The 24,665-nt window shown below is 60.5% G+C and carries 23 protein-coding genes and 1 tRNA gene; 12 read left to right on the top strand and 12 right to left on the bottom strand.

All coding sequences use genetic code 11. The features are described 5' to 3' along the window. Positions 1 to 6 precede the first annotated feature (6 nt). Complete coding sequence (locus tag GA0061105_RS04225) at positions 7 to 762, top strand: AraC family transcriptional regulator (RefSeq protein ID WP_092748210.1); 756 nt, start codon at positions 7 to 9, stop codon at positions 760 to 762. Between the two features lie 167 nt (positions 763 to 929). On the opposite strand, the gene GA0061105_RS04220 is transcribed toward GA0061105_RS04225, so the two are convergent. Continuing rightward, the gene (locus GA0061105_RS04220) at positions 930 to 1,721 is read right to left on the bottom strand and encodes a phenylalanine 4-monooxygenase (RefSeq protein ID WP_064696133.1); all 792 of its coding nucleotides are present in this window, start codon (positions 1,719 to 1,721) and stop codon (positions 930 to 932) included. A 122-nt stretch (positions 1,722 to 1,843) separates the two neighbouring features. Here GA0061105_RS04220 and GA0061105_RS04215 point away from each other — a divergent pair, with 122 nt between their 5' ends. Beyond that, positions 1,844 to 2,305, top strand: a complete 462-nt coding sequence (locus GA0061105_RS04215) for an Lrp/AsnC family transcriptional regulator (protein WP_092748208.1) — start codon at positions 1,844 to 1,846, stop codon at positions 2,303 to 2,305. 3 nt (positions 2,306 to 2,308) lie between these two features. Here the strand turns inward: GA0061105_RS04215 and GA0061105_RS04210 are convergent, their stop codons facing one another. Further along, a complete protein-coding gene (locus tag GA0061105_RS04210) occupies positions 2,309 to 2,809 on the bottom strand; it encodes an Lrp/AsnC family transcriptional regulator (protein ID WP_064696131.1) in 501 nt (166 codons plus the stop codon). Between the two features lie 131 nt (positions 2,810 to 2,940). Between GA0061105_RS04210 and hppD the strand changes: the two genes are divergently transcribed. From hppD to maiA, 4 genes are read left to right on the top strand one after another with little or no spacing between them, the layout of a single operon-like run. Continuing rightward, positions 2,941 to 4,050, top strand: coding sequence for a 4-hydroxyphenylpyruvate dioxygenase (hppD, locus tag GA0061105_RS04205; RefSeq protein ID WP_064696130.1), 1,110 nt, complete (start codon positions 2,941 to 2,943; stop codon positions 4,048 to 4,050). A 39-nt stretch (positions 4,051 to 4,089) separates the two neighbouring features. Then, positions 4,090 to 5,451 carry a homogentisate 1,2-dioxygenase gene (gene hmgA, locus GA0061105_RS04200; RefSeq protein WP_092748206.1) on the top strand — a complete coding sequence of 454 codons (1,362 nt, stop codon included), beginning with the start codon at positions 4,090 to 4,092 and terminating at the stop codon, positions 5,449 to 5,451. Positions 5,452 to 5,482: 31 nt separating this feature from the next. Then, positions 5,483 to 6,508, top strand: coding sequence for a fumarylacetoacetate hydrolase family protein (locus GA0061105_RS04195; RefSeq protein ID WP_092748204.1), 1,026 nt, complete (start codon positions 5,483 to 5,485; stop codon positions 6,506 to 6,508). Then, a complete protein-coding gene (maiA, locus tag GA0061105_RS04190; RefSeq protein WP_092748202.1) occupies positions 6,505 to 7,137 on the top strand; it encodes a maleylacetoacetate isomerase in 633 nt (210 codons plus the stop codon). Before GA0061105_RS04195 ends, maiA begins: the two co-directional genes overlap by 4 nt. Positions 7,138 to 7,139: 2 nt before the next feature. On the opposite strand, the gene GA0061105_RS04185 is transcribed toward maiA, so the two are convergent. Then, a complete protein-coding gene (locus GA0061105_RS04185) occupies positions 7,140 to 7,610 on the bottom strand; it encodes an MEKHLA domain-containing protein (protein WP_092748200.1) in 471 nt (156 codons plus the stop codon). A 336-nt stretch (positions 7,611 to 7,946) separates the two neighbouring features. On the opposite strand from GA0061105_RS04185, the gene GA0061105_RS04180 reads away from it, so the two are divergent. After that, positions 7,947 to 9,278, top strand: a complete 1,332-nt coding sequence (locus tag GA0061105_RS04180; protein WP_092748198.1) for a COG3904 family protein — start codon at positions 7,947 to 7,949, stop codon at positions 9,276 to 9,278. A 96-nt stretch (positions 9,279 to 9,374) separates the two neighbouring features. Here the strand turns inward: GA0061105_RS04180 and GA0061105_RS04175 are convergent, their stop codons facing one another. Then, entirely contained in the window at positions 9,375 to 10,283 is a 909-nt protein-coding gene (locus GA0061105_RS04175) for a COG3904 family protein (protein WP_092748332.1), read from the bottom strand. A 227-nt stretch (positions 10,284 to 10,510) separates the two neighbouring features. On the opposite strand from GA0061105_RS04175, the gene GA0061105_RS04170 reads away from it, so the two are divergent. After that, positions 10,511 to 11,779 carry a patatin-like phospholipase family protein gene (locus GA0061105_RS04170; protein ID WP_092748196.1) on the top strand — a complete coding sequence of 423 codons (1,269 nt, stop codon included), beginning with the start codon at positions 10,511 to 10,513 and terminating at the stop codon, positions 11,777 to 11,779. A 275-nt stretch (positions 11,780 to 12,054) separates the two neighbouring features. Here GA0061105_RS04170 and GA0061105_RS04165 read toward each other — a convergent pair whose 3' ends face one another. From GA0061105_RS04165 to GA0061105_RS04145, 6 genes are all read right to left on the bottom strand, one after another. Beyond that, positions 12,055 to 12,591 (bottom strand): SixA phosphatase family protein, encoded by a 537-nt coding sequence (locus tag GA0061105_RS04165; protein ID WP_092748194.1) that lies wholly within the window; start codon positions 12,589 to 12,591, stop codon positions 12,055 to 12,057. Between the two features lie 142 nt (positions 12,592 to 12,733). After that, a complete protein-coding gene (locus GA0061105_RS04160) occupies positions 12,734 to 16,546 on the bottom strand; it encodes a vitamin B12-dependent ribonucleotide reductase (protein WP_092748192.1) in 3,813 nt (1,270 codons plus the stop codon). A 266-nt stretch (positions 16,547 to 16,812) separates the two neighbouring features. Continuing rightward, on the bottom strand, positions 16,813 to 17,145 hold the full coding sequence (locus tag GA0061105_RS32760; RefSeq protein WP_167358514.1) for a hypothetical protein: 333 nt from the start codon (positions 17,143 to 17,145) through the stop codon (positions 16,813 to 16,815). A gap of 26 nt (positions 17,146 to 17,171) precedes the next feature. Beyond that, entirely contained in the window at positions 17,172 to 17,666 is a 495-nt protein-coding gene (gene gpt / locus GA0061105_RS04155) for a xanthine phosphoribosyltransferase (protein ID WP_092748190.1), read from the bottom strand. 197 nt (positions 17,667 to 17,863) lie between these two features. After that, positions 17,864 to 18,700 carry a universal stress protein gene (locus tag GA0061105_RS04150; protein ID WP_092748188.1) on the bottom strand — a complete coding sequence of 279 codons (837 nt, stop codon included), beginning with the start codon at positions 18,698 to 18,700 and terminating at the stop codon, positions 17,864 to 17,866. A gap of 88 nt (positions 18,701 to 18,788) precedes the next feature. Then, positions 18,789 to 19,565: a competence/damage-inducible protein A gene (locus GA0061105_RS04145; protein WP_064696119.1), complete on the bottom strand. Its 777-nt coding sequence runs from the start codon at positions 19,563 to 19,565 to the stop codon at positions 18,789 to 18,791. Positions 19,566 to 19,817: 252 nt separating this feature from the next. Between GA0061105_RS04145 and GA0061105_RS04140 the strand changes: the two genes are divergently transcribed. Further along, a tRNA-Leu gene (locus GA0061105_RS04140) sits at positions 19,818 to 19,903 on the top strand. A gap of 256 nt (positions 19,904 to 20,159) precedes the next feature. Here GA0061105_RS04140 and GA0061105_RS04135 read toward each other — a convergent pair. After that, on the bottom strand, positions 20,160 to 20,534 hold the full coding sequence (locus GA0061105_RS04135) for a VanZ family protein (protein ID WP_092748186.1): 375 nt from the start codon (positions 20,532 to 20,534) through the stop codon (positions 20,160 to 20,162). A gap of 199 nt (positions 20,535 to 20,733) precedes the next feature. Here GA0061105_RS04135 and ilvA point away from each other — a divergent pair, with 199 nt between their 5' ends. The 3 genes from ilvA to GA0061105_RS04120 all read left to right on the top strand — a co-directional run bounded on the left by ilvA (position 20,734) and on the right by GA0061105_RS04120 (position 23,875). After that, positions 20,734 to 21,984, top strand: coding sequence for a threonine ammonia-lyase (gene ilvA / locus GA0061105_RS04130; RefSeq protein WP_092748184.1), 1,251 nt, complete (start codon positions 20,734 to 20,736; stop codon positions 21,982 to 21,984). 37 nt (positions 21,985 to 22,021) lie between these two features. Beyond that, positions 22,022 to 22,348 carry an HlyU family transcriptional regulator gene (locus GA0061105_RS04125; protein WP_064696117.1) on the top strand — a complete coding sequence of 109 codons (327 nt, stop codon included), beginning with the start codon at positions 22,022 to 22,024 and terminating at the stop codon, positions 22,346 to 22,348. 255 nt (positions 22,349 to 22,603) lie between these two features. Then, complete coding sequence (locus GA0061105_RS04120; protein WP_092748182.1) at positions 22,604 to 23,875, top strand: GGDEF domain-containing protein; 1,272 nt, start codon at positions 22,604 to 22,606, stop codon at positions 23,873 to 23,875. A gap of 9 nt (positions 23,876 to 23,884) precedes the next feature. Here GA0061105_RS04120 and GA0061105_RS04115 read toward each other — a convergent pair whose 3' ends face one another. After that, entirely contained in the window at positions 23,885 to 24,661 is a 777-nt protein-coding gene (locus GA0061105_RS04115; protein ID WP_092748180.1) for a glucose 1-dehydrogenase, read from the bottom strand. Between the last annotated feature and the right edge of the window lie 4 nt (positions 24,662 to 24,665).

Below are 24,665 nucleotides of genomic sequence, written 5' to 3'. Positions count from 1 at the left end.
ATAATCATGAGCGAAAGTCCGAAGCCCCTCCGAAAAGTTGATCGCCTGACGGCCTTTTTTGATGCGTTCGAATTGGAAGTCTCGCTGGACCCAACGCCGATAAGCGATGGCCGTGCCCGGCTGTTCGTGATTGGTGAAGCAGGCGGCCCCGTCGAAGCAATCGTTCTCCATCCACGGGCCGACAGGGTTCCCGAGCCATCGGCGTTGATGACCGCGGCGGTCGATTTCGAGGGCGCGCATAATCCGTTGATGAATGCGTTGCCTGACCAGCTCCTCGTCGGGATCAACGATATTCCAACTCTTCGGGACATCGCGGCCGCCTTCATGGCGGAAGCGCTGGAATCTCGCTGCGGACGCAGCGCCGCCCTCAATCGCCTTTGCGAAGTCATTGTTCTTCTCATTCTGAGATCGGCGATTGATCGTGGGGCGACTGAGCCTGGCTTGCTAGCGGGCCTGTCCCATCCCTCGTTACACCGGGCCTTGGTGGCAATGCATGATGCGCCGGCGCGAGCCTGGAACAGCGATGACCTTGCTGCGGCGGCAGGGATGTCAAGGAGCCATTTCATGGCCCTGTTTCGCGACGTGGTCGGCACAACGCCGCAGGCCTATTTGACGGGATGGCGTTTGATTCTTGCTCGACGAAAGCTCGCCAAAGGGGCGAAGGTGAAGGCGGTGGCGCGTCAAGTCGGATTTGGCAGTGCGGCTGCTTTCTCTCGCGCATTTTTCCGGAAATTCGGGGATTGGCCCTCAGTCCCATCGTAGATGCGCGATAGAGGTCGCCCTTAGCGCATGAGGTGGAAACGGCAGGGACGTGGCATCCACCACGCGTGGAAGCCAAACTTTCATTTTGTGGCTCAGCCATTTACAACAGATCAATGATCGTCAAAGCGCCTGCTTTAGATCAGCGGCAGATTGACCTTGGCTTTCAATCACGAAGCCTTGGCTTCGAAAGCCGGGGCGAAATCCCCCAGCGATTTCGCCTTGAGGATCGCGCCGCCGATATCCTGCTCCACGATCGCCTCGAGATCGGCGAAGCTGTCGATGACATAGTAGATCGGCTGAAGAATATCGATGCGGTAGGGCGTCCGGAGCACGCTCAACAAATCGAACGGCCGGAATTCGCACGCCGTGCCTTCCGTTGCCGCCTTGGCTTCACTCGGCGAGGAGACGATGCCGGCGCCGAAGCAGCGGCGCCCTTGCGGCGTGTTGATCAGGCCGAATTCGACTGTGAACCAGAAAATCCGGAACAGGTGCCACGAATAGCCCTTGCCGAGACGCATGGCGGTTTCGCCGAAATGCCGGACGAAATTGGCATAGCTCTGGTTGGTAAGCAGCGGGCAATGCCCGAACACTTCGTGGAACAGATCCGGTTCCTCGATGTAATCGATATGCTCGCGGCGGCGCAGGAAGGTCGCCAGCGGAAATTTGCCTTCCGACAGAAGTTCATAAAAACGCGAAGGCGGAATGAGCGCCGGTACGCCTTCGACGCCGAAGCCGGTGGTCTCGTTCAGGCGTCTGTTCACGTCGCGAAGCTGCGGCACTTTCTCCGGCTTGAGCCCCAGCAGTTTGACGCCATCGAGATATTCCTGGCAGGCCGCGTCGGCCAAGAGCCTCATCTGACGCTGGTAGAGTTCGCCCCAGATCGCATCTTCTTCGGGGCTGTAGTCATATAGGCCGTCCGGGCCGGGCAGTTTGGCGGTGTAGCTGCTTTCTTTGGTCATCGGCTGATCCTCCCGGAATGGCGATATTTCTGCCATTATGCTCCGTGTTGGGCGGATTTTCTTTTCTTTCGTGCCGGCTGTTGCCATAGTGGTGGAAAATATTCTCGAGCGCGCTGGCCGAAATGAAAGAATCTGGGAATTTTCGCCGCAAGCTGCTGCAGCTCATCCAGGCTGACGGCACTTTGTCGCTGGCGGACTTGGCCGAAAAAGCCGGCATGTCGCAAAGCTCGGCCTGGCGGAAGATCCAGGAACTCGAGGCTGACGGCGTCATCCGCAAGCGCGTGACGCTGCTCGACCCCGGCAAACTCGATCTAAAGCTCTGCGTGATTGCGCATGTCACGCTGGAGGATCACCATGAGGAGGCGGTGGCTTCTTTCGCTTCCGTGGTGCTGGAGCGGCCGGAGATCATGGAGTGCTATGCCTTGTCGGGCGCTTTCGATTACATGCTGAAGATCCGAGCGAAGGACGTGGAAAGCTACGAAGCCTTCATGACCCGCTATCTCATGCGCAATCCGCATGTGCGAACCGTCGTATCGAGCTTCGTGTTGCGCGAGCTGAAATTTTCGACCGAGTTGCCGCTCTGACCTTTATCGCGCGCTGTCGCCATGCCGGCCGCCAGGCATCATCACCGGATAGCCTTCGAACGTCTTCAGCGTGTCGAGCACGATCGAGGTTTTCACATGCTGCACGGATTCGTGCGGCAGCAGAACGTCGTTGACGAACTTCGAAAGATCGGCAAGCCCACGAGTCGCCACCTTGAGGTGATAGTCCATTTCGCCGGTTAGCGCATAGGCTTCGAGAACTTCGGGCAGGCCGTTGATCAGTTGGGAAAAGCGGCGGGCATTGTCCCGGTTGTGGGTGGCAAGCGTCACCGAAATGACCACCAGCATGTCCAGGCCCAGCTTCTCCCGATCGAGGTGGGCGCGGTAGCTGCGAATATATCCCTCGGCTTCAAGTCTGGTGCGCCGGCGGGAGCATTGCGACGGTGAAAGCGCGATCCGCTCGCCCAACTCGTTGTTCGTCAGCCTGCCGTCCCTTTGAAGTTCCAGGAGCAGGCGCAGATCCAATTTGTCGAGCGGCTCATCCATTGCGCAAAATCTCCAAAATACTCACGGACTGTGCATAATTTGTCCACTGCGCATGAAGAATGCAAGAACTTTGCGCGTGTTTTGGGCCATAGTTTGCATAGAAGATGCAATCTCCTCTGGAGGAAAAGAAAATGGGTCCTTTCCCGCATGATGCACCTCCGTCGGAAATAACCGCCGATAATCCGGCTGGCACCGATGGCTTTGAATTCGTCGAATTTGCTCATCCGGAGCCCGATAAGCTCAGCGAACTCTTCACACGCATGGGCTATGTTGCTGTCGCCAGGCACAAGACGAAAGACATCACCGTCTGGCGCCAGGGCGATATCAACTATGTCGTGAATGCCGAGCCGGGCAGCCATGCCGCGCGTTTTGTCGCGGCCCACGGCCCCTGCGCTTCGTCGATGGCTTGGCGCGTTGTCGACGCCAAACACGCCTTCGACCACGCCGTCTCCAAAGGCGCCGTTCCCTATGAGGGCGACGACAAGATGCTCGATGTCCCCGCAATCGTCGGCATCGGCGGCTCGCTGCTCTACTTCATCGAGACCTATGGAGCAAAGGGATCGGTTTACGATGGCGAGTTCGATTGGCTTGGCGAGCCCAACCCGCATCCTGCGGGGATCGGCTTTTATTATCTCGACCATCTCACCCACAATGTCTTCCGCGGCAACATGGACAAGTGGTGGGATTTCTACCGCAACCTGTTCAATTTCAAGCAGATCCACTTCTTCGATATTGACGGCCGCATCACCGGCCTGGTCAGTCGCGCCATCACCTCGCCCTGCGGCAAGATCCGCATTCCGCTGAATGAATCGAAGGACGATACCAGCCAGATCGAGGAATATCTGAAGAAGTACCGGGGCGAGGGCATCCAGCACATCGCCGTTGGAACCGAAGATATCTACGACGCGACCGACCGGCTTGCCGATAACGGCTTGCGCTTCATGCCGGGTCCGCCCGAGACCTATTACGATATGTCCTACGAACGTGTGAACGGCCATAGCGAGCCGATCGAGCGCATGAAGAAACACGGCATCCTGATCGACGGCGAAGGTGTGGTGAACGGCGGCATGACGAAAATCCTGCTGCAGATCTTCTCCAAAACGGTGATCGGCCCGATTTTCTTCGAATTCATCCAGCGCAAGGGCGACGAGGGTTTCGGCGAAGGCAATTTCCGCGCGCTCTTCGAGTCGATCGAGGCCGATCAGATCAAGCGTGGTGTCATCGGCACGGCAGCGGAGTAAACTCTACGGCAAAGTAGAGTTTTCGGGGAGGAGTTGAGCATGGACCAGACATCGATCCAGGCTGCCGACGCGGAAGCGACGACGGCAAGCACACTGAAATATATGCCGGGCTTCGGCAACGATTTCGAGACGGAGTCGCTGCCCGGCGCCTTGCCGCAGGGCCAGAACAGCCCGCAGAAATGCAATTACGGTCTTTATGCCGAACAGCTTTCCGGCTCGCCCTTCACCGCGCCGCGCGGCACGAATGAAAGATCCTGGCTATATCGCATTCGCCCTAGCGTGCGTCACACCCGCCGCTTCTCGAACGTCTCCTATCCGCTCTGGAAAACCGCGCCTTGCCTGGACGAACATTCGCTGCCTCTCGGCCAGCTTCGCTGGGATCCCATTCCCGCGCCTGAGGAGAAGCTGACCTTTCTGGAAGGAGTGCGGACGATGACCACGGCAGGCGATGCCGTGACTCAGGTCGGCATGTCGGCGCATGCCTATGTTTTCAACGAAGACATGGTCGATGATTATTTCTTCAACGCCGACGGCGAACTGCTGATCGTGCCGCAGCTCGGTGCCATCAGAGTGTTCACCGAAATGGGCATCATGGACGCCGAACCCTTGGAGATATGCCTCATCCCCCGCGGCATGATGTTCAAGGTCACGAGAGTCGGCGAGCAGACGGTCTGGCGTGGCTATATCTGCGAGAATTACGGCGCGAAATTCACGCTGCCGGACCGTGGGCCGATCGGCGCCAATTGCCTGGCAAACCCGCGCGACTTCAAGACGCCTGTCGCCGCCTTTGAGGACAAGGAAACACCCTGCCGCGTCCATGTGAAATGGTGCGGCAAATTCTATGTCACCGAGATCGGCCACTCGCCCCTGGATGTCGTCGCCTGGCACGGCAACTACGCGCCCTATAAATATGACCTGCGGACGTTTTCGCCGGTGGGCGCGATCAGCTTCGATCACCCTGATCCGTCGATCTTTTCGGTGCTGACGGCACCCACCGAAGATGCCGGCACAGCGAATGTCGATTTCGTGATCTTTCCGCCGCGTTGGCTGGTCGCCGAGCACACCTTCCGTCCGCCCTGGTACCACCGCAACATCATGAGCGAGTTCATGGGCCTGATCCATGGCCAGTATGACGCCAAGGAGGAGGGCTTCGTGCCGGGCGGGATCAGCCTGCACAACATGATGCTTCCCCACGGGCCGGATGCGCTCGCCTTCGAAAAGGCATCAAATACCGAACTCAAGCCGGTGAAGCTCGATCACACCATGGCCTTCATGTTCGAGACCCGCTACCCGCAGCAGCTGACGAAATATGCAGCCGAGCTCGAAACGCTGCAGGAGGATTATCTCGAATGCTGGGACGGGCTGGAACGCAAGTTCGACGGAACCCCCGGCATCAAATGAAGATCCGCCCCTCCGGCACTGGAACTGCGACATGAAACTTGCAACCTTGAAGGACTCCACCAGGGACGGCCGCCTCGTCGTCGTGTCCCGCGATCTGACCCGCTGTTCCGAAGTTGGCCATATCGCCCGCACCCTGCAGGCGGCGCTCGACGACTGGGAGCATGTGGCTCCGAGACTTCGGCTGGTCGCCGAAGGCATCGAGACGGGGGCTCAGCCGACCATCCGCTTTCACGAACACGACGCCGCATCGCCTTTGCCGCGCGCCTATCAATGGGCCGACGGCTCGGCCTACGTCAACCATGTGGAACTGGTGCGCAAGGCGCGCGGCGCCGAGATGCCGGCGAGCTTCTGGACCGATCCGCTGATGTATCAAGGCGGCTCGGACAGTTTTCTCGCGCCGCGAGACCCGATCCTGGCAGCAGACGAGGCCTATGGGATCGACATGGAGGGCGAAGTCGCCGTCATCACCGGTGACGTCGCCATGGGGGTGAGCCCGGAAGCAGCCCGCGCCGCCATTCGTCTGGTGATGCTCGTCAACGACGTGTCGCTGCGCGGTCTGATCCCGGACGAGCTGGCGAAAGGCTTCGGTTTCTTCCAATCCAAGCCGGCCTCCGCATTTTCGCCGATTGCGGTGACGCCGGACGAGCTCGAAGAGGCGTGGGACGGCAGCAAGCTGCACCTGCCGCTGCTCGTGAGCCTGAACGGCAGACCATTCGGAAAGGCAAATGCCGGCATCGACATGACCTTCGATTTCGGCCAGCTGATTGCCCATGCCGCCAAGACCCGCCACCTCGTGGCCGGGACGATCATCGGCTCCGGCACGGTCTCCAATAAGCTCGACGGCGGCCCCGGCAAGCCGGTGGGCGAGGCAGGAGACGGCTATTCCTGCATTGCCGAATTGAGAATGATCGAGTCCATCGAGAGCGGATCGCCGAAGACCCCCTTCATGAGGTTCGGCGACCAGGTCCGCATCGAAATGAAGGATCATGCCGGCCATTCGATCTTCGGGGCAATCGAGCAGACGGTCGGAAAATACGAGGGAGCTGACCGGGAATGAACGAGATCATTCTCTACGACTACTGGCGGTCGTCGGCGAGTTATCGCGTGCGGATCGCGCTCAATCTTCTGGGCCTCGACTACCAGACCGTGCCGATCAACTTGCTCGACGGTGCGCACAGGATGCCGGACTATCTCGCGCTCAACCCGCAGGGGCTCGTGCCGACACTGGTGATCGATGGGAAAACGCTAACACAGTCGCTGGCCATCATCGAATATCTGGCCGAGTCTCGGCCGGAATACGGATTGCTGCCGTCGGATAGCTTCGATCGCCACAGAGTGCGCGCCCTCGCATATGCGGTTGCCATGGACATCCACCCGATCTGCAACCTGCATGTCGTCTCGCATCTTCTGACGCTCACCGACATGGCCGAGGCTCGCGAGGAATGGATGAAGCATTTCATCGGCGATGGACTTCGCAAGCTGGAGACCATGCTCGGCGAATCCGATGGCGCGTTCAGCTTTGGCGGCAGGCCGTCGATGGCCGATCTCTGCCTTGTTCCGCAGGTCTACAATGCCCGCCGCTGGGGCGTTGATATCAGTGCTTTCAGACGCATCAGCGATATCGACGCCAGATGCGCCGAACTCCCCGCCTTCCAGGCAGCGCATCCGGACCGCGTGAAACCGTAGAACTACGCGTCCCGCCACGATGAAAATATCGCAGCCTGGCCCAACCGCATTCCGGCGCCATCGACGAGCTGCCAGACAGTGAAATTTTCGACCCAGAAACGGCGCCCCGATTTCGCCACCCTGACGCCGCGGCCATTATCGACGAAACCATCGCGCGTGACCGCGTCCAGCAGCCGCTGGCGTTCGGCGCGATCAGGCTGCTCGGCCGAAAGCCGCGACGGCAGCATGATGAATTCGTCCCAGCTATATTCAAAGCAGTTCTGCGCAGTCCGGTTTGCGTAGATGAAGCGCGGGTCGGGCAGGGTGTTGTGCGCAAGGACCACGAAAGGCGCATGGCGGTAAAGCCAGTCCGGCCCTTGCTCAGCCTCGACAAGGTGGCGGCCGACGATGCGCTGGTAGCTGCCGGTAAGAAGGGAGAAGAAATCGGGATCATTCCGCAGGTCGAGGGCGTGATTGTCATAGGTAGAAGTCACGAACGGCCTCGCTGGTCAATGTGTCGATGCAGGCGACATAGCCGATATCGATTGCAGGCGTCTATGATGCCTTGTGCGCTGCGATCCCTTTTCGGCGAGGCCCGGCATTTACTTGTCTCATCACTTCTGATTGTGACGCTTGTCAGAAGATCGCTCTTGTGCATTGATCGGAGCTGCTGGGGCAGCTGTCAACATTCTCTGCGAAGCTATTGTTCTTCGGACCGTAATTGGCATTGGTCGGTCGCGGATGAGGCTGGGGTGGAGCAGGTGATTTCCATCATCCGGCGATACAGACCTGCGCAAGATTTGCTGCGAATGACGACAGGAGAAGTACGGGTGCTCGAGGGCTGGGGAAGAATGCGGAAACTCGTCTCGTTGATATCGATGCTGCCGGCGTTCATCGCCCTGGCTGGGCAGGGGCATGCGGCCATTTCCTACCAGCGTCTGGACGGCGCGCCGGGAGAGCGTGGCCTGGTGATAAAGGGCGTGTTTGAATTCTCCGACGATCCGACGAAGCTTGTCGACGAATACAGGCAGTACCAAGCGGACTACATCAGCTTTGACTCGCCCGGCGGAAACGTGGTCACCGCGATCAGCTTCGGCCGCGCCATCCGCGCGCTGAATGCAAGAACGCTCCAGATCAGAGCCATGGAATGTGCATCGGCTTGCGCCTTCGCCTTCGTCGGTGGCGTCGAAAGGTTTGCAGAGACGGGCTCGATCGGCGTGCATCGGGTTTCCCTATCCGACGATATCCCCATGGACAACAAATTGGCCGTCTCGACCGTTCAACTATTGACCGGCGAGATCATCGGCTATCTCACCGACATGGGAGTAAGCCCCAATCTGCTGCAGCTCAGCCTGTCGATCGACAGTTCCGACATACGGTATCTCACCGCTGCGGAAATGCGTGACTGGAATATCAACACGCCCGAGAACATACCCTCGCCACAGAACAACGCGTCGCCACCGTCGGACGCCGCGCCTGAAGTAAGCGCAACACCCGCCGCCACGCCACTGGACCCAGGCGCTCCCGAGGAGGCGGGTGTTCCGGAACCCGGAGACCTGACCACGGAGGCGGTTGATTTCGCAAACCGATACAATGACGAATGGTCGAATGACAGCGCCTCGGCGTGGGCCTTTATGAATGGCGTCTATGCCGACGAGGTCTCCTTCTTCGGAAGCTCGGTCGACAAAGACGCCGTCCTGAAGGAAAAGGCAGTCTTCGCCCAACGCTGGCCGGAGCGCATCTACAGCGTCAAGCCGGGCTCCGTGACTGCCAGCTGTGCCGGAAAATGCGAAATGTCGGGAATTGTCGAGTGGTTTACCCGAAACAAGGGAACGGGTAAGACGTCCGCCGGGATGGCGGAATTCTCTTACGTATGGAACACGGCCTCTCTGCAGATCGAGTCCGAGACCGGAAAGGTGCTCGCCACGGACAAGGGGGCCAAGGCGCCGGATCGGTTGATTGATCAGTGGATAGGGCTGGACGACATCTGCCGCGGTAGCCTCGACCGCGAGGGCGCCGCGACGCTACGGGCGTGCAAAAGGCGCGATCAGCTCGGTCCGTTGCTCGATCGCCTCGACTGGTGTTATGGCCATAAGGACGAAGCCGGCATGGACATGAAATGGCACAAATGTGATGCCAACTCCCGGAGATATGACGAGTAAGCAGCGCCGGTCCCGCAGGCAATGACTGCAGGTGCCGCAGTCCGCCCGAGGGAAAGAGCGGGCGGTCGTTGACTGCTTTAGAGCGAGGGCATCTGGCTAGCAGCCATCAAGCACCTTGATCCTCGAGACCAGGGTCTTGCCAAACACATAGGTGGTCTGGACATCAGCGCGACCCTTGCAGCGACGGCCGTCATTGGTAACGTATTCGTAGGAAACCCGGACGTTGTCATCGCCGCGCAGCGCCGTGCCGGTGAGCTTGAGCGGCTGCGACATCGCGCCGTAGAAGGCCTGGATCGACGCCTCGTTGAAAGGGCCCTTGCCGCGTTTTTCCGGAATTACTAGGGCCGAGGCGGTTTCACCATCGGCTGCGGCGAGCGCGGAGTAGAAGGCCGTCACGGTGCCCATGGGATCGTGCGGATACGTCTTGCGCCCCTCCGACGCCGGATCAGGTCCGTCCTCGTCAATCGCGCGGTAGGTGATGCCCACGGCCTGCGCTTTGGCGGCCGTCAGCCACGCGATGCCTTCAGGGGGTGCCGACGTCACGTAGGCGATGGCAGTCTCGGGTAATCCTAGCTGGTTGAGATAAGCTCCGACCAGTGCATTGGCGACGCCGCTCTCGCTTGCTTTGCCGTCCACTACACGAAAGGCTGCATGGAAGCCGATATTGGAGTCGGGCTGAAGAAACCGGGGCGACCCCGCAAGCCAGGTGAGGGCGCAAGCCGACGCGCACAAGGTCCCCGGCGGGGTGGCAGTCGCAAAGCCTCGAAGGCGGATGTCGCGCCCGATCTCGATCCCGGCTTTCAGATCCCCACCCTCGCTGTTCAGGAAGACAAGGGCCTTGCGGGAGGCCGCGGCCAGATTTCTGAAGGCGATTTCGTCACCGTCGTTCAAGACGCCCGTGATGGAGATCAGGTCGGTATCATTCTCCAGCGGTTGTCGCGTGATCTCTGCTGCAGATAAAGGGAATGCGCATAGAAACAACAACCCAGCCGCGATGTAGCGCATCGATTCCCCCAACGTTTGTGATGACTATTCAACACCGTGATCAATCTTTTGCAAGCCCGATCAGGGCAGCGAGAGGTGGGCTTCGGTCAATCCGCGCAATGGCGGATGAGGGGAGAGAAGGGTTCAGGCCGCCAAGTTCTACGCGAATCCGCTCCGACACCTTCGCACCGGTTTTTTCTGTTATAGATCGGCTGTCGCCATCCTTTTCAATGTGACACGATAAATCAATGTCAGAGGACGAGCATTTCCAGGCAGACACCGCACCTACGGGATCCGACGATCCCGAGAGGCCTGCCGAGCGCTATAAGCTCGGCCTCTGCCTTTCCGGCGGCGGCTATCGGGCCATGCTCTTCCATGCGGGATCGCTTGCCAGGCTCAACGAGGCCGGTCTTCTGGCAAAGCTCGATATGATTTCATCGGTTTCGGGCGGATCCATTGCGTCCGGTCTGCTGGCCTATGTGTGGCCACGGCTGGTGTTCCAGAACGAGGTCGCCGTCAACTTCAAGACGGAATACGTAGATCGCATTCTGGCCTTCAGCCAGGTATTTGCGGATGGGCCGAGCTTTCTGAAAGGGGTGTTCAATCCGTTCTCGAGCGCGGCCGAGGAAACCGCCAAACTCTACGAGCGACATCTGTTTGATGGAAGGTCGCCAATCCTCAGAGATCTTCCGAGCTCGCCCTGGTTCGTATTTTGCGCCAGCAATCTCAGCACCGGCTCGCTCTTCCGGATGTCGAACCGCTATATAGCCGACTACAGGATCGGCCTGTCGTTTCATCCGACACTTTCGCTCGCGACCGCGGTTGCCGCTTCGGCTGCATTCCCTCCGGTGCTGTCGCCGCTGCGATTGGATCTGTCGCAATTTCCCTGGAAAAGGGAAAAGCTCGATGACACGGTCGGCGATCCCGTTGCTCCGGAAAAGGCAATATTGAGCGACGGCGGCGTTTACGACAATCACGGCATCGAGCCGGCGCTGAAACGCTGCGACTGCCTGTTCGTCAGCGACGCCGGCGCGCCTTGGCGGACCTCCACCCGCGGATACTGGAATTATCTCTCCCAGCTCAAGCGGGTGGTCGATACGATGGACAATCAGGTGCGGTCGTTAAGGCGGCGAGACCTGATCGGCGGCTTCAAGGCTGCAAAACGAGCCGAGACTCTTGGCCTAAACGATTCCGCGAAATCGGCTCTGCGCTCAAGAACGCGCGGCGTCTACTGGTCGATCGACAGCAAGGACGCCGAACTCAAGCCATATGCCTCTTACACCCTGCCGCCGGCATCAGTCGTGCCCCCGGAGGTCGGAACCTACCTCCATTTCCTCGGTGCGAGAGAGACGGAGCATCTGACGAACTGGGGGCACTACGTCTGCGATGCGATGCTCAACCGGTTCTACCAATCGCCCTTGGCTCCATCGTCCGGGCCGCCATTGATTGCCGGCACGGTAAAGCCGTCTTGGGCGGCCAGGTTGAGCAAGCGCCTGTTCGACATTCTGCCCTTTTGACAACGGCCGGAGGACCGGCCAGGAGAGCCCGAAGGCGGTACTCTGACGGGGTGAGGGAAGCGGCTGCCCCGCGGATGGCAATCCACCATATAGGGGAAGAGATGCCCGCAACGGATTACCTTGTAGGACCGATGCCAATCGTCGACGAGAAAGGGTTCTCCGGCCAATTCGGCCTTGTTGAACCATTCTGCCGTGAACGGCCCATTCGGAACCGACGCGGAAAGAATCAGGACCGTGCACCATGTTCACCAAATTAGAACCGGAAAGTAGCCTTATTATCCCAATGATCGCGGGGTTACGAACCGCTCGAGATAACCGGTGCCCGCCGCAATCTCGTCCCATCCGTCGAGATCGAGGTCGATGACGGCGAGTCCCGCCGTCGGGAACTTCTCCCGCATGCGTCCCACGGCATCGGCATCGCCGTCCCCCATGATAAGCGAGGCCGCATTTTCCATGCCGGGATTGTGGCCGACGATGAGCAGCGTGCGGATACCAGGTTCGACGGCCCGGATCACATCGAGGATGCGCTCAGCCGACACCTCGTAAATATCCGCCGCCTCACGTTCAGAGACCTTTTTCGAAAGGGCCCTGCGGATGAGCTTCCAGGTTTCCTGCGCCCGACGGGCCGGCGAGACGAGAGCGAGATCGGGGATCAGCTTCTCCCGCACCATATAGGTGCCGATAACAGGTGCTGCCTTGCGCCCGCGACCCGCCAATGGCCGTTCACGGTCGGCCACACCGTCAGGCCAGGCGGACTTGGCGTGGCGCAGAAGGATGAGGCGGTGTTTCGGCAGCATGGGGTTCAGCGTCATTTTATCGCGGGCCGATGTCGTCGGTTCGTTTCACGTTGACTCCCGGAGCACCCGTTTTGTCCGAAGCCGAAATCAAGCTCAACCTCGCGGACCAGAGCTAGCGTCGGTTTCCCATCAGCTTTGCTCTAATTTATTCTCAAAATCAGCTGCACCCGCTCGTCGCACCGCACGTGTCGCACTTCTCGCAAGTGCCGTTCCGAACCATCGTGAAGTTCTGGCACTCCGAGCACATGTTGCCCGTGTACCCCTGCATGATCGAGCGCTGGCGGCGTTCGGCTTCCACCTTCTTGGCTTCCGTCTTGGCCGTTGCCGCGTCTGCTTCCGCCTTGTCGGAGAAGAGGGCGGTTGCGTCGCTGGCGATTTCCTCGAGGACCTCTTCGGCAATCTCTTCCGCCAATTCCTTGGCGCGCTCCTCGTAATCGCGCTTGAAGGCGACGATTTCAGAGGTGGAGATGGCAACCGTCGGTTCCAGCTTGCGGGCAGCGGCACCTGCAAAGGCGGTTACCGTGCCGGTGGAAGCGGCGCGGGCAGGGGCTGCGGTGGCGGCACCCTTCGGTTCGCCCGCCTGGCGTTCGCCGCCGGTGCCGGAGACCAGGGTCGGTTTGTAGCCGCGGGTCCAGCCGGTGGAGAGCAGGTTGGTCTTGCCTTCCTGGATGCCCTTGCCGAGCGCGGTGTTCGAGAAATCCGACGTGTCGACATGCGCGAGGTCATGGCGGCCGAGATAGGAGACGGCCAGTTCGCGGAAGACGTAGTCCAGGATCGACGTGGCGTTCTTGATCGCGTCATTGCCGATGACCATGCCGGCCGGCTCGAACTTGGTGAAGGTGAAGGCCTCGACATATTCCTCGAGCGGCACGCCATATTGCAGGCCGAGCGAGATGGCGATGGCGAAGTTATTCATCATCGCGCGGAAGGCTGCACCCTCCTTGTGCATGTCGATGAAGATTTCGCCGAGGCGGCCGTCGCCGAATTCGCCGGTTCTGAGATAGACCTTATGTCCGCCGACGGCAGCCTTCTGGGTATAGCCCTGGCGGCGGTTCGGCAGCTTTTCGCGTTCACGCGAAACCCGCTCGATCACCCGCTCGATGATCTTCTCGGTGACGGTGACAGCCTGGGCGGCGACCGGCGCCTGCAGCAGTTCCTCCAGCGCGTCCTCGTCGTCCTCGTCCTCGATCAGCGAGGCGTTGAGCGGCTGCGACAGCTTCGAACCGTCACGGTAGAGGGCGTTCGCCTTCAGTCCGAGCTTCCAGGACAGCATATAGGCGTTCTTGCAATCCTCGACGGTCGCCTCGTTCGGCATGTTGATCGTCTTGGAAATCGCGCCCGAGATGAAGGGCTGGGCGGCCGCCATCATGCGGATATGGCTTTCCACAGAGAGGTAGCGCTTGCCGATCTTGCCGCAGGGGTTGGCGCAATCGAAGACGGGCAGGTGTTCGGCCTTGAGGAACGGCGCGCCTTCCAGCGTCATCGCACCGCAGACATGGATGTTGGCGGCTTCGATGTCCTTCTTCGAGAAGCCCATATGGTCGAGCAGGTTGAAGCTCATGTCGGCGAGCTGCTCGTCGGAAACCTTCAGCGTCTCCTTCAGGAAGTCGGCGCCGAGCGTCCACTGGTTGAAGACGAACTTGATGTCGAAGGCGCTCTTCAGCGCAGCATTGACGGCTTCCACCTTCTCGTCGGTCAGGCCCTTGGCCTTCAGCGTCGACGGGTTGATCGCCGGCGCCTGGTTCAGGTTGCCGTGGCCGACGGCATAGGCCTCGATCTCGGCGATCTGGCTTTCGGAATAGCCGAGCGTGCGCAGGGCTTCCGGCACGGCGCGGTTGATGATCTTGAAGTAGCCGCCGCCGGCGAGCTTCTTGAACTTGACGAGGGCGAAGTCGGGCTCGATGCCCGTCGTGTCGCAATCCATGACGAGGCCGATCGTGCCGGTCGGGGCGATGACCGAGACCTGGGCATTGCGGTAGCCATGCTTTTCGCCGAGCTCGAGCGCCTTGTCCCAAGCGGATTTGGCATGGGCGGCGAGATCCTGGTCGGGGTTTTCCGAATGGATCAGCGCGACCGGATCGATCGACAGCGCCTCATAGCCGGAAGTTTCGCCATAGGCGGCGCGGCGATGGTTGCGGATGACCCTGAGCATGCTCTCGCGGTTCGGCGCGAAGTTCGGGAACGGGCCGAGTTCGCCGGCGATTTCAGCCGAGGTCGCATAGCAGATGCCGGTCATGATCGCGGTCAGCGAACCGGCGATGGCGCGGGCCTCTGTGGAGTCGTAGGGAATGCCCGACGACATCAGGAGACCGCCGATATTGGCGTAGCCGAGGCCGAGCGTGCGGTATTCGTAGGAGAGTTCGGCAATGCGCTTCGATGGGAACTGCGCCATCATGACCGAGATTTCGAGCACGACGGTCCACAGGCGAACCGCATGTTCATAATCGCCGATATTGATGCGCTTGGTGGCCTTGTCCTTGAACTGCAGGAGGTTCAGCGAAGCGAGGTTGCAGGCCGTGTCATCGAGGAACATATATTCCGAGCACGGGTTCGAGCCGCGGATCGGGCCGCCGGCCGGCGAAGTGTGCCAGTCGTTCATCGTCGTGTTGAAGTGGATGCCCGGATCGGCCGAAGCCCAGGCGGCATAGGAAATCGTTTCCCAGAGGTCGCGCGCCTTCAGCGTCTTCATGACCTTGCCGTCCTTGCGGGCGGTCAGCTTCCATTCGCCGTCATTCTCGACAGCGCGAAGGAAGTCGTCCTTGATCGAGACGGAGTTGTTGGAGTTCTGGCCCGAGACCGTGAGGTAGGCTTCCGAATCCCAGTCCGTGTCGTAGGTCTTGAATTCAAGATCCTTGTAGCCCTGGCGGGCGAACTGGATGACGCGCTGGACATAGTTCTCCGGAACCTGGTCCTTCTTGGCGGCGCGGATCTCGCGCTTCAGGGCAGGGTTCTTGGCCGGGTCGAAGCAATCCCCGTTGTCGCCTTCGCAATTGAAGCAGGCTTTCATGATCGCCTTCAGGTGCCTGGCGACGATCTTCGAGCCGGTGACGAGAGCGGCAACCTTCTGCTCTTCCTTGACCTTCCAGTTGATGTATTCCTCGATATCCGGATGGTCGATGTCGACGACGACCATCTTGGCGGCGCGGCGCGTCGTGCCGCCCGATTTGATGGCGCCGGCGGCGCGGTCGCCGATCTTCAGGAAGCTCATCAGGCCGGAGGAGCGGCCGCCGCCGGAAAGCTTTTCGCCTTCGCCGCGGAGCATCGAGAAGTTGGAGCCGGTGCCGGAGCCGTATTTGAAGAGGCGGGCCTCACGCACCCAAAGGTCCATGATGCCGCCTTCATTGACGAGGTCGTCTTCGACCGACTGGATGAAGCAGGCATGCGGCTGCGGATGTTCGTAGGCCGACTTGGACTTGGTCAGCTTGCCGGTGAAGGGATCGACGTAGAAATGGCCCTGGCCGGGACCGTCGATGCCATAGGCCCAGTGCAGGCCGGTGTTGAACCACTGCGGCGAGTTCGGGGCAACGCGCTGGGTGGCGAGCATATAGGCAAGTTCATCCTTGAAGGCGGCTGCGTCTTCTTCCGAAGAGAAATAGCCGCCCTTCCAGCCCCAATAGGTCCAGGTGCCGGCAAGGCGGTCGAAGACCTGGCGCGCATCGATTTCGGAGCCGGTCTGCTCCTCCTTCGGCAGGGTCTTCAGCGCGGCATCATCGGGAACGGAGCGCCACAGGAAGGAAGGAACATCGTTTTCCTCGACCTTCTTCAGACGGGTGGGGACGCCGGCCTTGCGGAAATATTTCTGCGCCAGAACGTCGGTGGCGACCTGCGAGAACTGCGCGGGAACGTCGATATTCTCGAGGCGGAAGACGATCGACCCGTCCGGGTTCTTGATCTCGCTCGTCGCCTTGCGGAATTCGATATCCGCATAGGCGCCTTGGCCGGCCTTCGTGAAACGACGTTCGATGCGCATAGTCTTGACCTCGCGTTGGCGCCCGTCCCCGGGGCGCAGAATTGCTATCCGGCGGCACATTGTGGTCGTGCAGCCAGTTTCGTTTCCGTATCGTGACAGGGGGTGTCATCCGGAGATGGCTTTCCTGTATATTGTGGTGATGGTGGCTGCAAACACTAAATATAGTATTAACAGCTTATTATCGCCAGTCCCGATGTCACTTTTTTTGGAGGCTGAAAACCGCGCAAAGATTCCCTCGGGCCTGAACCGGTTCCGGCACAACGCCCTCAATCTGCGTCTTGTTTTTCAAAGGGAACCGGGCTCGTTACCTCCGGTCCTGTCGCCGCCGCAACATCACGAACAGTAAAGTTTGAAACAGCTGATTCCGTCAAGGGCTGGTTTTTAATTGAATGGTAACCACAACATCTTGTGGATGCGCCTGTGGAGATTGGGGAAAGCCGGGGAGTGCTGAAAATACAAGGACTTGCAGGCGTCGCCTGCTGAGGAAAATGCCGCAGCGGCAAAAAAGCGTCCTGCGGCAAATCTTGTGATGGCATTTCCGGCGCAAATGCGCATGCCGATTCGCTGAGGAAGCGAGCGCTGTCGAAGTGCGCCGACAAGTCCGGCGCACTCTGGATGGCGGCGGTTAACGCGCGCCCTTGGCGATCGGTTCCTGATAGGTGAAGCCCATGTCCCAGGGGAAATAGATCCAGGTGTCCTGGCTGACCTCGGTGATGAAAGTGTCGACGGTCGGCACGCCCTTCGGCTTGGCATAGACGCAGGCGAAATGCGCCTTCGGCAGCATGGTGCGCACCTGAGCGGCGGTCTTGCCGGTATCCGTCAGATCGTCGACGACGAGCACGCCTTCGCCGCCGTTTTCGGCAAGCTCGGGCGCAATTCCCTTGAGCAGCACCATGTCGCCCTGGTTCACATAGTCATGGTAGGAGGCGATGCACACGGTCTCGATCAGGCGGATGTTCAGTTCGCGCGAGATGATCGCGGCCGGCACAAGGCCGCCGCGGGTGATGCAGACGATCGCCTTGAACGTCTGCTCAAGGCCGGCAAGCCGCCAGGCGAGCGCGCGTGCGTCGCGGTGGAACTGATCCCAGGAAACGGGAAAGGCTTTATCGGGAAGGGACATCGGGCTGCTCCGCGGGATGATAGAGACGACACGCCGTTTGCGGGCGACCGGACGGGCTTGGCGCGGCGATCGGCAAGCGGAAAATCGCGCAACGGCAACTGCGCGAGATCGGCCGAGGCTGGAAGCCCTCATCGGTCGCTGCAATTAGCGGGATTTGCCGGCAAAACGCAAGAGTGCCGGTAATTGCGACAAGAGGGTCATCGCGATAACAGCGTCAGCGCCGTCATTGATTGCAGCAAAGTCTTTGTCGTGCCGCCGAAGATCATCTGCCAAAGCCAGGAATGCGTGTAAGCGCCCATGACGAGAAGATCGATGCTGCTGTCGGAGAGCCGGTTCTCGATGACGTGCGAGGCGCTCTTGTCCACGCTATGGGCCGTCGAAAGCGTGGTCTTCACGCCGTGGCGGGCAAGGGCGGCGGCAATTTCCGCGCCCGATGTCAGCGGCAGCGTCGTCTCGACCGGATCGACCGAAAAGATCTCCACCGCCTCGGCCGTCTTCAGGAAGGGCAACGCGTCGAAAGCCGCGCGCGCCGCCTCCTTCGAGCCGTTCCAGGCGATCAGCACGCGTCTGATCGGTTTGGGCTGACGGATGATATAGGGTATCATCAGCACCGGACGGCCGGTTTCGAAGAGAAAGCTGTCGACATCGACAAGGCTGTCGGAGGCGTTGGCCGGGTCGGCCTGAGAGGCGATCAGAAGATCGGCGCTGCGCGCGCTTTCGATCAGCGGTGCGGAACCGTAGCCGGTTGATGTGGTGAAGCTGCGCCATTCGGAGGAGGCTCCGGCGGCTTGCGCTTTGGCGCGAAAGACGCGCTCGACGGCGACCGTTTCGCCATGCGCCATATCCTGCAGCGCCTGCACCGCGACGGGATCGGGAATTTCCATCGGCGCCACCAGCGGCACGGCCGATATGGTTTCGGCATGCAGGCCGATCACGTGAGCACCGCTTTCTGCGGCAATGGCAAAGGCGAAATCGGCAACGGCGGCGCTATTGTCCGCTGTATCGAGAATGGCGAGAATGGTTTTGTAAGACATATCAATTCTCCTTGCGCTGAAATGGGTGCGCGGGAAAGGAATGCACCGGACCGCTCTCCCGTTCCTTGACGGGATCAAGGCCGGCCCCTCAAGCCTCGGCGGAATGGTTTTCTGCGATCTCCCTGTTCCGGCGGATGGCGTCGATCATCGCATGGACCTCGGCGCCGGCCGCATCGATCGCCGCCTGCGAGCGGCCGCGCACGACGATCTCGGTCGAGAATTTCTGGCCGATATAACGCGGGTAGGAACCGATGCTGGTGTCCGGATGCGCTTTCTGGATCGCGGCAAGCGGCGTGCCGATATCACCTTCGCCGTAAGGGCAGGCGATAGCGAGCGAGAGCACCGGCGTGCCGGTCCGAAGTGTCGGCAGCACATTGTCGACCATCGCCTGAAAGACCTGCGGCACGCCGGCCATGACATAGACGTTGCCGATGATGAAGCCCGGCGCGGTCGACACCGGATTGGGGATATGGACGGCACCCCGCGGCATGCGCGCCATGCGCTGGCGCGCCTCGGTGAACTCCATCTCGCGGCGTCTGTACATATCGGCCAGCAGCGTCATTGCCGTTTCGTCATGTTCGCAGGGTAGGCCGAAAGCCTTGGCGATCGCATCGGCAGTGATGTCGTCATGCGTCGGCCCGATGCCGCCCGAGGTGAAGACGTAATCATATCGGGCGCGAAGCGCATTCAGCGCCTCGACGATCGCCTCCTCGTCGTCAGCGACGATGCGCACTTCCTTGAGATCGATACCGGACAAGGTGAGCAGATCGGCGAGGTGGCCGATATTCTTATCCTTGGTGCGGCCAGAAAGCAGTTCGTCGCCGATGGCGAGCATGGCGGCGGTGACGACGATGTCATGGCTCATGGGATGTTCCGTGATGTGAGGCTGGTCAATAGGTAGCGCCCTCAGGCCGCTTTGCAAACACTCGCCCGTGGCGCCAAAAAGTGTGAGCGGTTGCCGGACGATATCATGCTCTTTAGCACCGGCCGATGCGTCACTTTCGCGCTGAAATGCCTGCTCATTCATTCCGTGGCGCCGCCGGTAGAGCCGCTATAATTTTTTACGCCCCGCGGCTCTTCCCATAGTCAATGACGCGAGATATTGAAAACGCCGCAAGCGGGCGTGGCGAAACTGGTAGACGCAAGGGACTTAAAATCCCTCGGCCTTAGGCTATACGGGTTCGATCCCCGTCGCCCGCACCATGATGCTGTTTTGATGTATATTGCGCGCAAAAGCGCGTTATTGCTTGACAATGACATTTTCGGTGCAAGGATTGCGCCGCGGCGAGTAAGTGTTGTCTTGTGGGAGTAAGACGATGGTTTACGATTGGAGCGGGACCAGGGTTCGGCGCGTCCGGATATTCAAGACGAGCGTCGCACTTGTTCTTGCAACTGTTGCGGCTGCGATACCGCTGCTTTTCTGGGCGATGGATTTGCCGGGTTTCTGAATCCGCAATCATCAGGGTTCTGCGAAAGGCAGGCCGTTTGGAGCTCTGCTCACGCGCCATCTGTTAATCACCCGACCGGCGACGAGGCCTAGGGCGGCGCCCATGGCTTTCATGCCCGCGTCATGCAGGCGCGGATGCCGGGTCGGCGCGAAATACTGCAGATATTCGATGGCGACCGCCCCAATGATCAGCAGCACCGCCACCAGTTTCCACTGCTTCGGATAGGCGAGTGCAAAGGCGAGGCCGAGAAGAACATAGGCAGCGCCGCGGTCCGTATCGACCGTCGTCACCGTATCCGGCCTCAGCCCGATCGGCGAAACCGTGACAAACAGGATGAGGGCGAGCAACAGCCAGGCGAGCGGTCTTGCGAATTTGAAGATCATCATCGCTCCATATAAGTGGCAGCCCCTTTCATTGACAGTTAAAATCCGTTCATCTGCCGCCGATTTTGCGATTGGCTTAAGATAGGCCGGCATCAGGATCTGAGCCGATCGCTCAACGAACCGGAAATGGCCGGAGCGGCCTTCTTTTGCCCGCTGGCCTGTGCCATAGCGGCGGTGGCTAATCGAAGGATGGACAACGCCCGTGACGAGACTTGAAATCGAAAGCGCCGAGGAGGCAATGCGCAGCCTGTTCCCGGCAACGCCGCTGCAGCTCAATGATCATCTCTCGGCTCGCTACGGCGCCGATATCTGGCTGAAGCGCGAGGATCTGTCGCCGGTGCGCTCCTACAAGATCCGCGGCGCCTTCAATTTCTTCCGCAAGGCGATCGGGCAGGGGGCGGCCGGCAAGACCTTCGTCTGCGCCTCGGCCGGCAACCACGCCCAAGGTTTCGCCTATGTCTGCCGCCATTTCGGCGTGCCTGGCGTCGTCTTCATGCCGGTGACGACGCCGCAGCAGAAGATTGACAAAACCCGCATGTTCGGCGCCGAATTCATCACCATCCGGCTGTTCGGCGACTTTTTCGATCAGTGCTATCAGGCGGCGCGCGAGCATGTCGAGGCGGTCGGCGGCGTCATGGTGCCGCCCTTCGACCATGCCGATATCATCGAGGGGCAGGCGACCGTTGCCGCCGAGATCATGCAGCAGCTGCCTGAGGGAACGGTGCCCGATATGGTCGTCCTGCCGGTCGGCGGCGGCGGACTGGCCGCAGGCATTACCGGTTATCTCGACGACATCGTGCCGAAGTCGGCCTTCGTGTTCGCCGAACCGGCCGGCGCCCCAAGCCTCAGGCGCAGCATCGAGGCAGGCAAGGTGACGACACTTGCCAAGGTCGACAATTTCGTCGACGGCGCTGCGGTCGCCCGCATTGGCGATCTGAATTTCGCCGCCCTTCGCGATTTCCCGGCCGAGCAGGTGCGACTTATGCCGGAAAACGCCATCTGCGTCACCATCCAGGAGATGTTGAATGTCGAGGGCGTCGTGCTGGAGCCGGCCGGCGCGCTGTCGCTGACGGCGGTCGCCGCGATGGACCGTCAGGCAATCCGCGGCAAGACCATCGTCGCCGTCGTTTCCGGCGGCAATTTCGATTTCGAGCGTCTGCCTGACGTAAAGGAAAGAGCCATGCGTCACGCAGGGCTGAAGAAGTATTTCATCCTGCGGCTCGCCCAGCGCCCCGGGGCGCTCAGGGATTTCCTCAATCTGCTTGGCCCCGACGATGATATTGCCCGCTTTGAATATCTGAAAAAATCGGCGCGCAACTTCGGCTCGATCCTGATCGGCATCGAAACCAAGGCGCCTGAGAATTTCGCCCGGCTAATTGCAAATTTCCAAGCTTCCGGCATGGGTTACGAGGATATCACCGAAAATGAGATCCTTGCCAACCTGATCATTTGACTTGGCGATTGCAAGGCCTCCGTGCTAGAGACGCGTCATGGCTTCATTCATTTCAAATCTCTTTTCGATGTTCTCCGGCGGGTCCAAACCGGCCTCGCAGGCGGCGGGGCCATCTGGCGAGCCGCAGCTCTACGGCGATTGCACGATCTATGCGGAGCCGCGTAAGGAAGGCAGCCAATATCGGCTGGCCGGCCGCATAGAAAAGAAGGTCGGCGACGAGGTGCTGGTGCGCAATTTCATCCGCGCCGATCTCTTCTCCTCCTCCGACGATGCGATCGAGTGCACGGTGCGCAAGGCGCAGCAGATCATCGATCAGCACGGCCCGTCACTGTTCGGTGACGGCGAGAAGATCCGGCAGGTCTGAAACCGGAGTCCAGGTCCGAGCGACCTTCGCCATCGGCGCGAATTTCCTTGCGTTTCAAGCGTGTGATCCGGGCCTTGAACCCGCTCATCCGATCTTGCACACCCAATCTTAAAGGATTGCGGCCAAAGCTGTCGCCTGCAGGATTTGCAGGGCTGCCTTGGTGCTTCAGTTTTTCAGACGATCGATCAAAGGATCCGCTGCCGTAATCGCAGCGCCCGCCCGGCCGCGAGGGCGCCTCCCGGACACTGCGGTGCCGTGATGGAGACATTCAACCTCGCGCTCTTCGTCATCGAAGCCGTCGCCTATTTCGTGCTGATGGTGACGCTTCTGCATTTCCGCCATCGGCTCGGCCTCGGGGTTTTTCTGACGGCGCTCGGCGTCATGCATTTCATGGAAACCTATCTGGCGGCGGTTTTTTACGTGTCGCTGCCATTCGGCGACGTGTCACCCGGCTCCTCCGTTTTCTTCTCCGGCAAGCTGATGATGATCCTGATGCTTTACCTGCAGGAGGATGCCGCGACGGTGCGCCAGCCGATCTACGGCCTGTTCCTCGGTAACCTGCTCACTGTCGGCATCGCTTGGGTTCTGCAGATGCACCAACCGTTGCAGATATCGCCCGGCCATACGCCCGATGTCGATTTCCTCAAGGAGATCGGCTGGCTGATGGTCTGGGGCACGGCGCTGCTCTATCTCGATTCGCTCGGCATCATCCTGCTTTACGAGAAACTCGGTGATTTCTTCCGCCGGCGCACCGTCGTGCGTTTCATGATCTCGGGTTTCATACTGCTGACCTTCGATCAGGTTGGCTTCTTCGCCGCGCTGCATTACTTCCTGGATGTGCCGATTGCCGTATTCTGGGGCGGGTGGAAGGCTAAGATGCTCGCCGTCTGCCTCTATGCGGGACTGTTCGCGCTCTATGAATACCGCATCCGTCGCGTCGGCGCGGACGCCTCCGCGCGCTCCATCAGCGACGTATTCGGCGACCTGACATTCCGCGAGCGCTATAACGACCTTCTCGAACGCACCGGCCGTGACATGCTCACCGGCGTCTACGATCGCACGCGTATGGAACTGGAAGCGCCGCTGATGTTGCGCGAGGCATTGAAGCAGGGGGTATTCGCCACCGTCCTCATTATCGACGCCGATCATTTCAAGGATGTCAATGACGGCTATGGCCATCTGCAGGGCGACGAGGTTTTGAAGGCAATCGCCGCCCGGCTCGGCACGACACTGCGCTCAAGCGACCGCATCTTCCGCTTCGGCGGAGAGGAATTCGTCGCCGTCTGCCCCGGCACAAGCCATGAAGAAGGGCTATCGCTTGGCGAGCGGCTGCGCTGGACGATCGAGACCAGCGTCAAGACGCCGGATGACAGGCCGGTGACAGTCAGCATCGGCGTTGCGACGGCCGACCAGGACGGCGTGAGTTTCACTGCGGTCCTCGCAGCCGCCGACAGCAGGCTCTATGCGGCGAAGAGGAGCGGCCGCAACTGCGTCGTCGGCCGCTCCGGCGTCATGGAGCCCGGTTAACCCACTCGCTCAGGCGGCGCGGAAAATCTTGGCGCCTGAAGGCGCGCTCGTCATGCCGCCGTCGACGGTGATCTCGATGCCGGTAACATTGGCGGAATCGTCCGAGGCGAGATAGAGCGCCGCTTTGGCGATTTCGTCGGCTTCGCTCATGCGGCCGAGCGGGCTCAGGCCGCCCATGCGAACCTCGAGCGCCGACATCGCATCTTCCGTTGGCGCCATTGGCGACCAGATCGGCGTCTTCGTGCCGCCTGGTGTCACCTGGTTGACCCGGACGCGGCGCGGCGCGAGTTCGGACGCCATATTGCGCGTCATCGCGCGCACCGCCGCCTTGGTCGCCGCATAGGCCGACCAGCCGGGAGCGCCGAGCACGGCATGCACCGAACCGTTGAGAATGACCGAGCCGCCGTCGCTGAGATGCGGCAGGGCCGCCTGCACGGTGAAAAACACTGCCGTCAGATTGGTGCTGATGATCCGGTTGAACTGCTCCGGCGACGTGTCACCAAGCGGTGTCGCGCCGCCGATGCCCGCATTGGCGAAGACGATGTCGAACTTGCCGACCTTTGCGGCAGCTTCCGCGAAGGCCTTTTCGGTGGCGGCGGTATCGGTGACGTCGACCTTCAGCGCCAGCACGCCCGACCCAAGCGCCTGTTCGGCGGCGGCAAGCGTTTCCGGGTTGCGGCCGGTGATCACGACTTTGGCACCCTCGTCGATGAAGACCCTGGCGGTCGCAAGACCGATACCGCTATTGCCGCCGGTGATCAGCGCGACCTTGTTTCTTAGACGCATGATT

Source organism: Rhizobium aethiopicum, assembly GCF_900094625.1.
In the GTDB taxonomy this organism is placed as follows: domain Bacteria; phylum Pseudomonadota; class Alphaproteobacteria; order Rhizobiales; family Rhizobiaceae; genus Rhizobium; species Rhizobium aethiopicum.
This window is presented reverse-complemented; position numbering and strand designations above follow the sequence as displayed.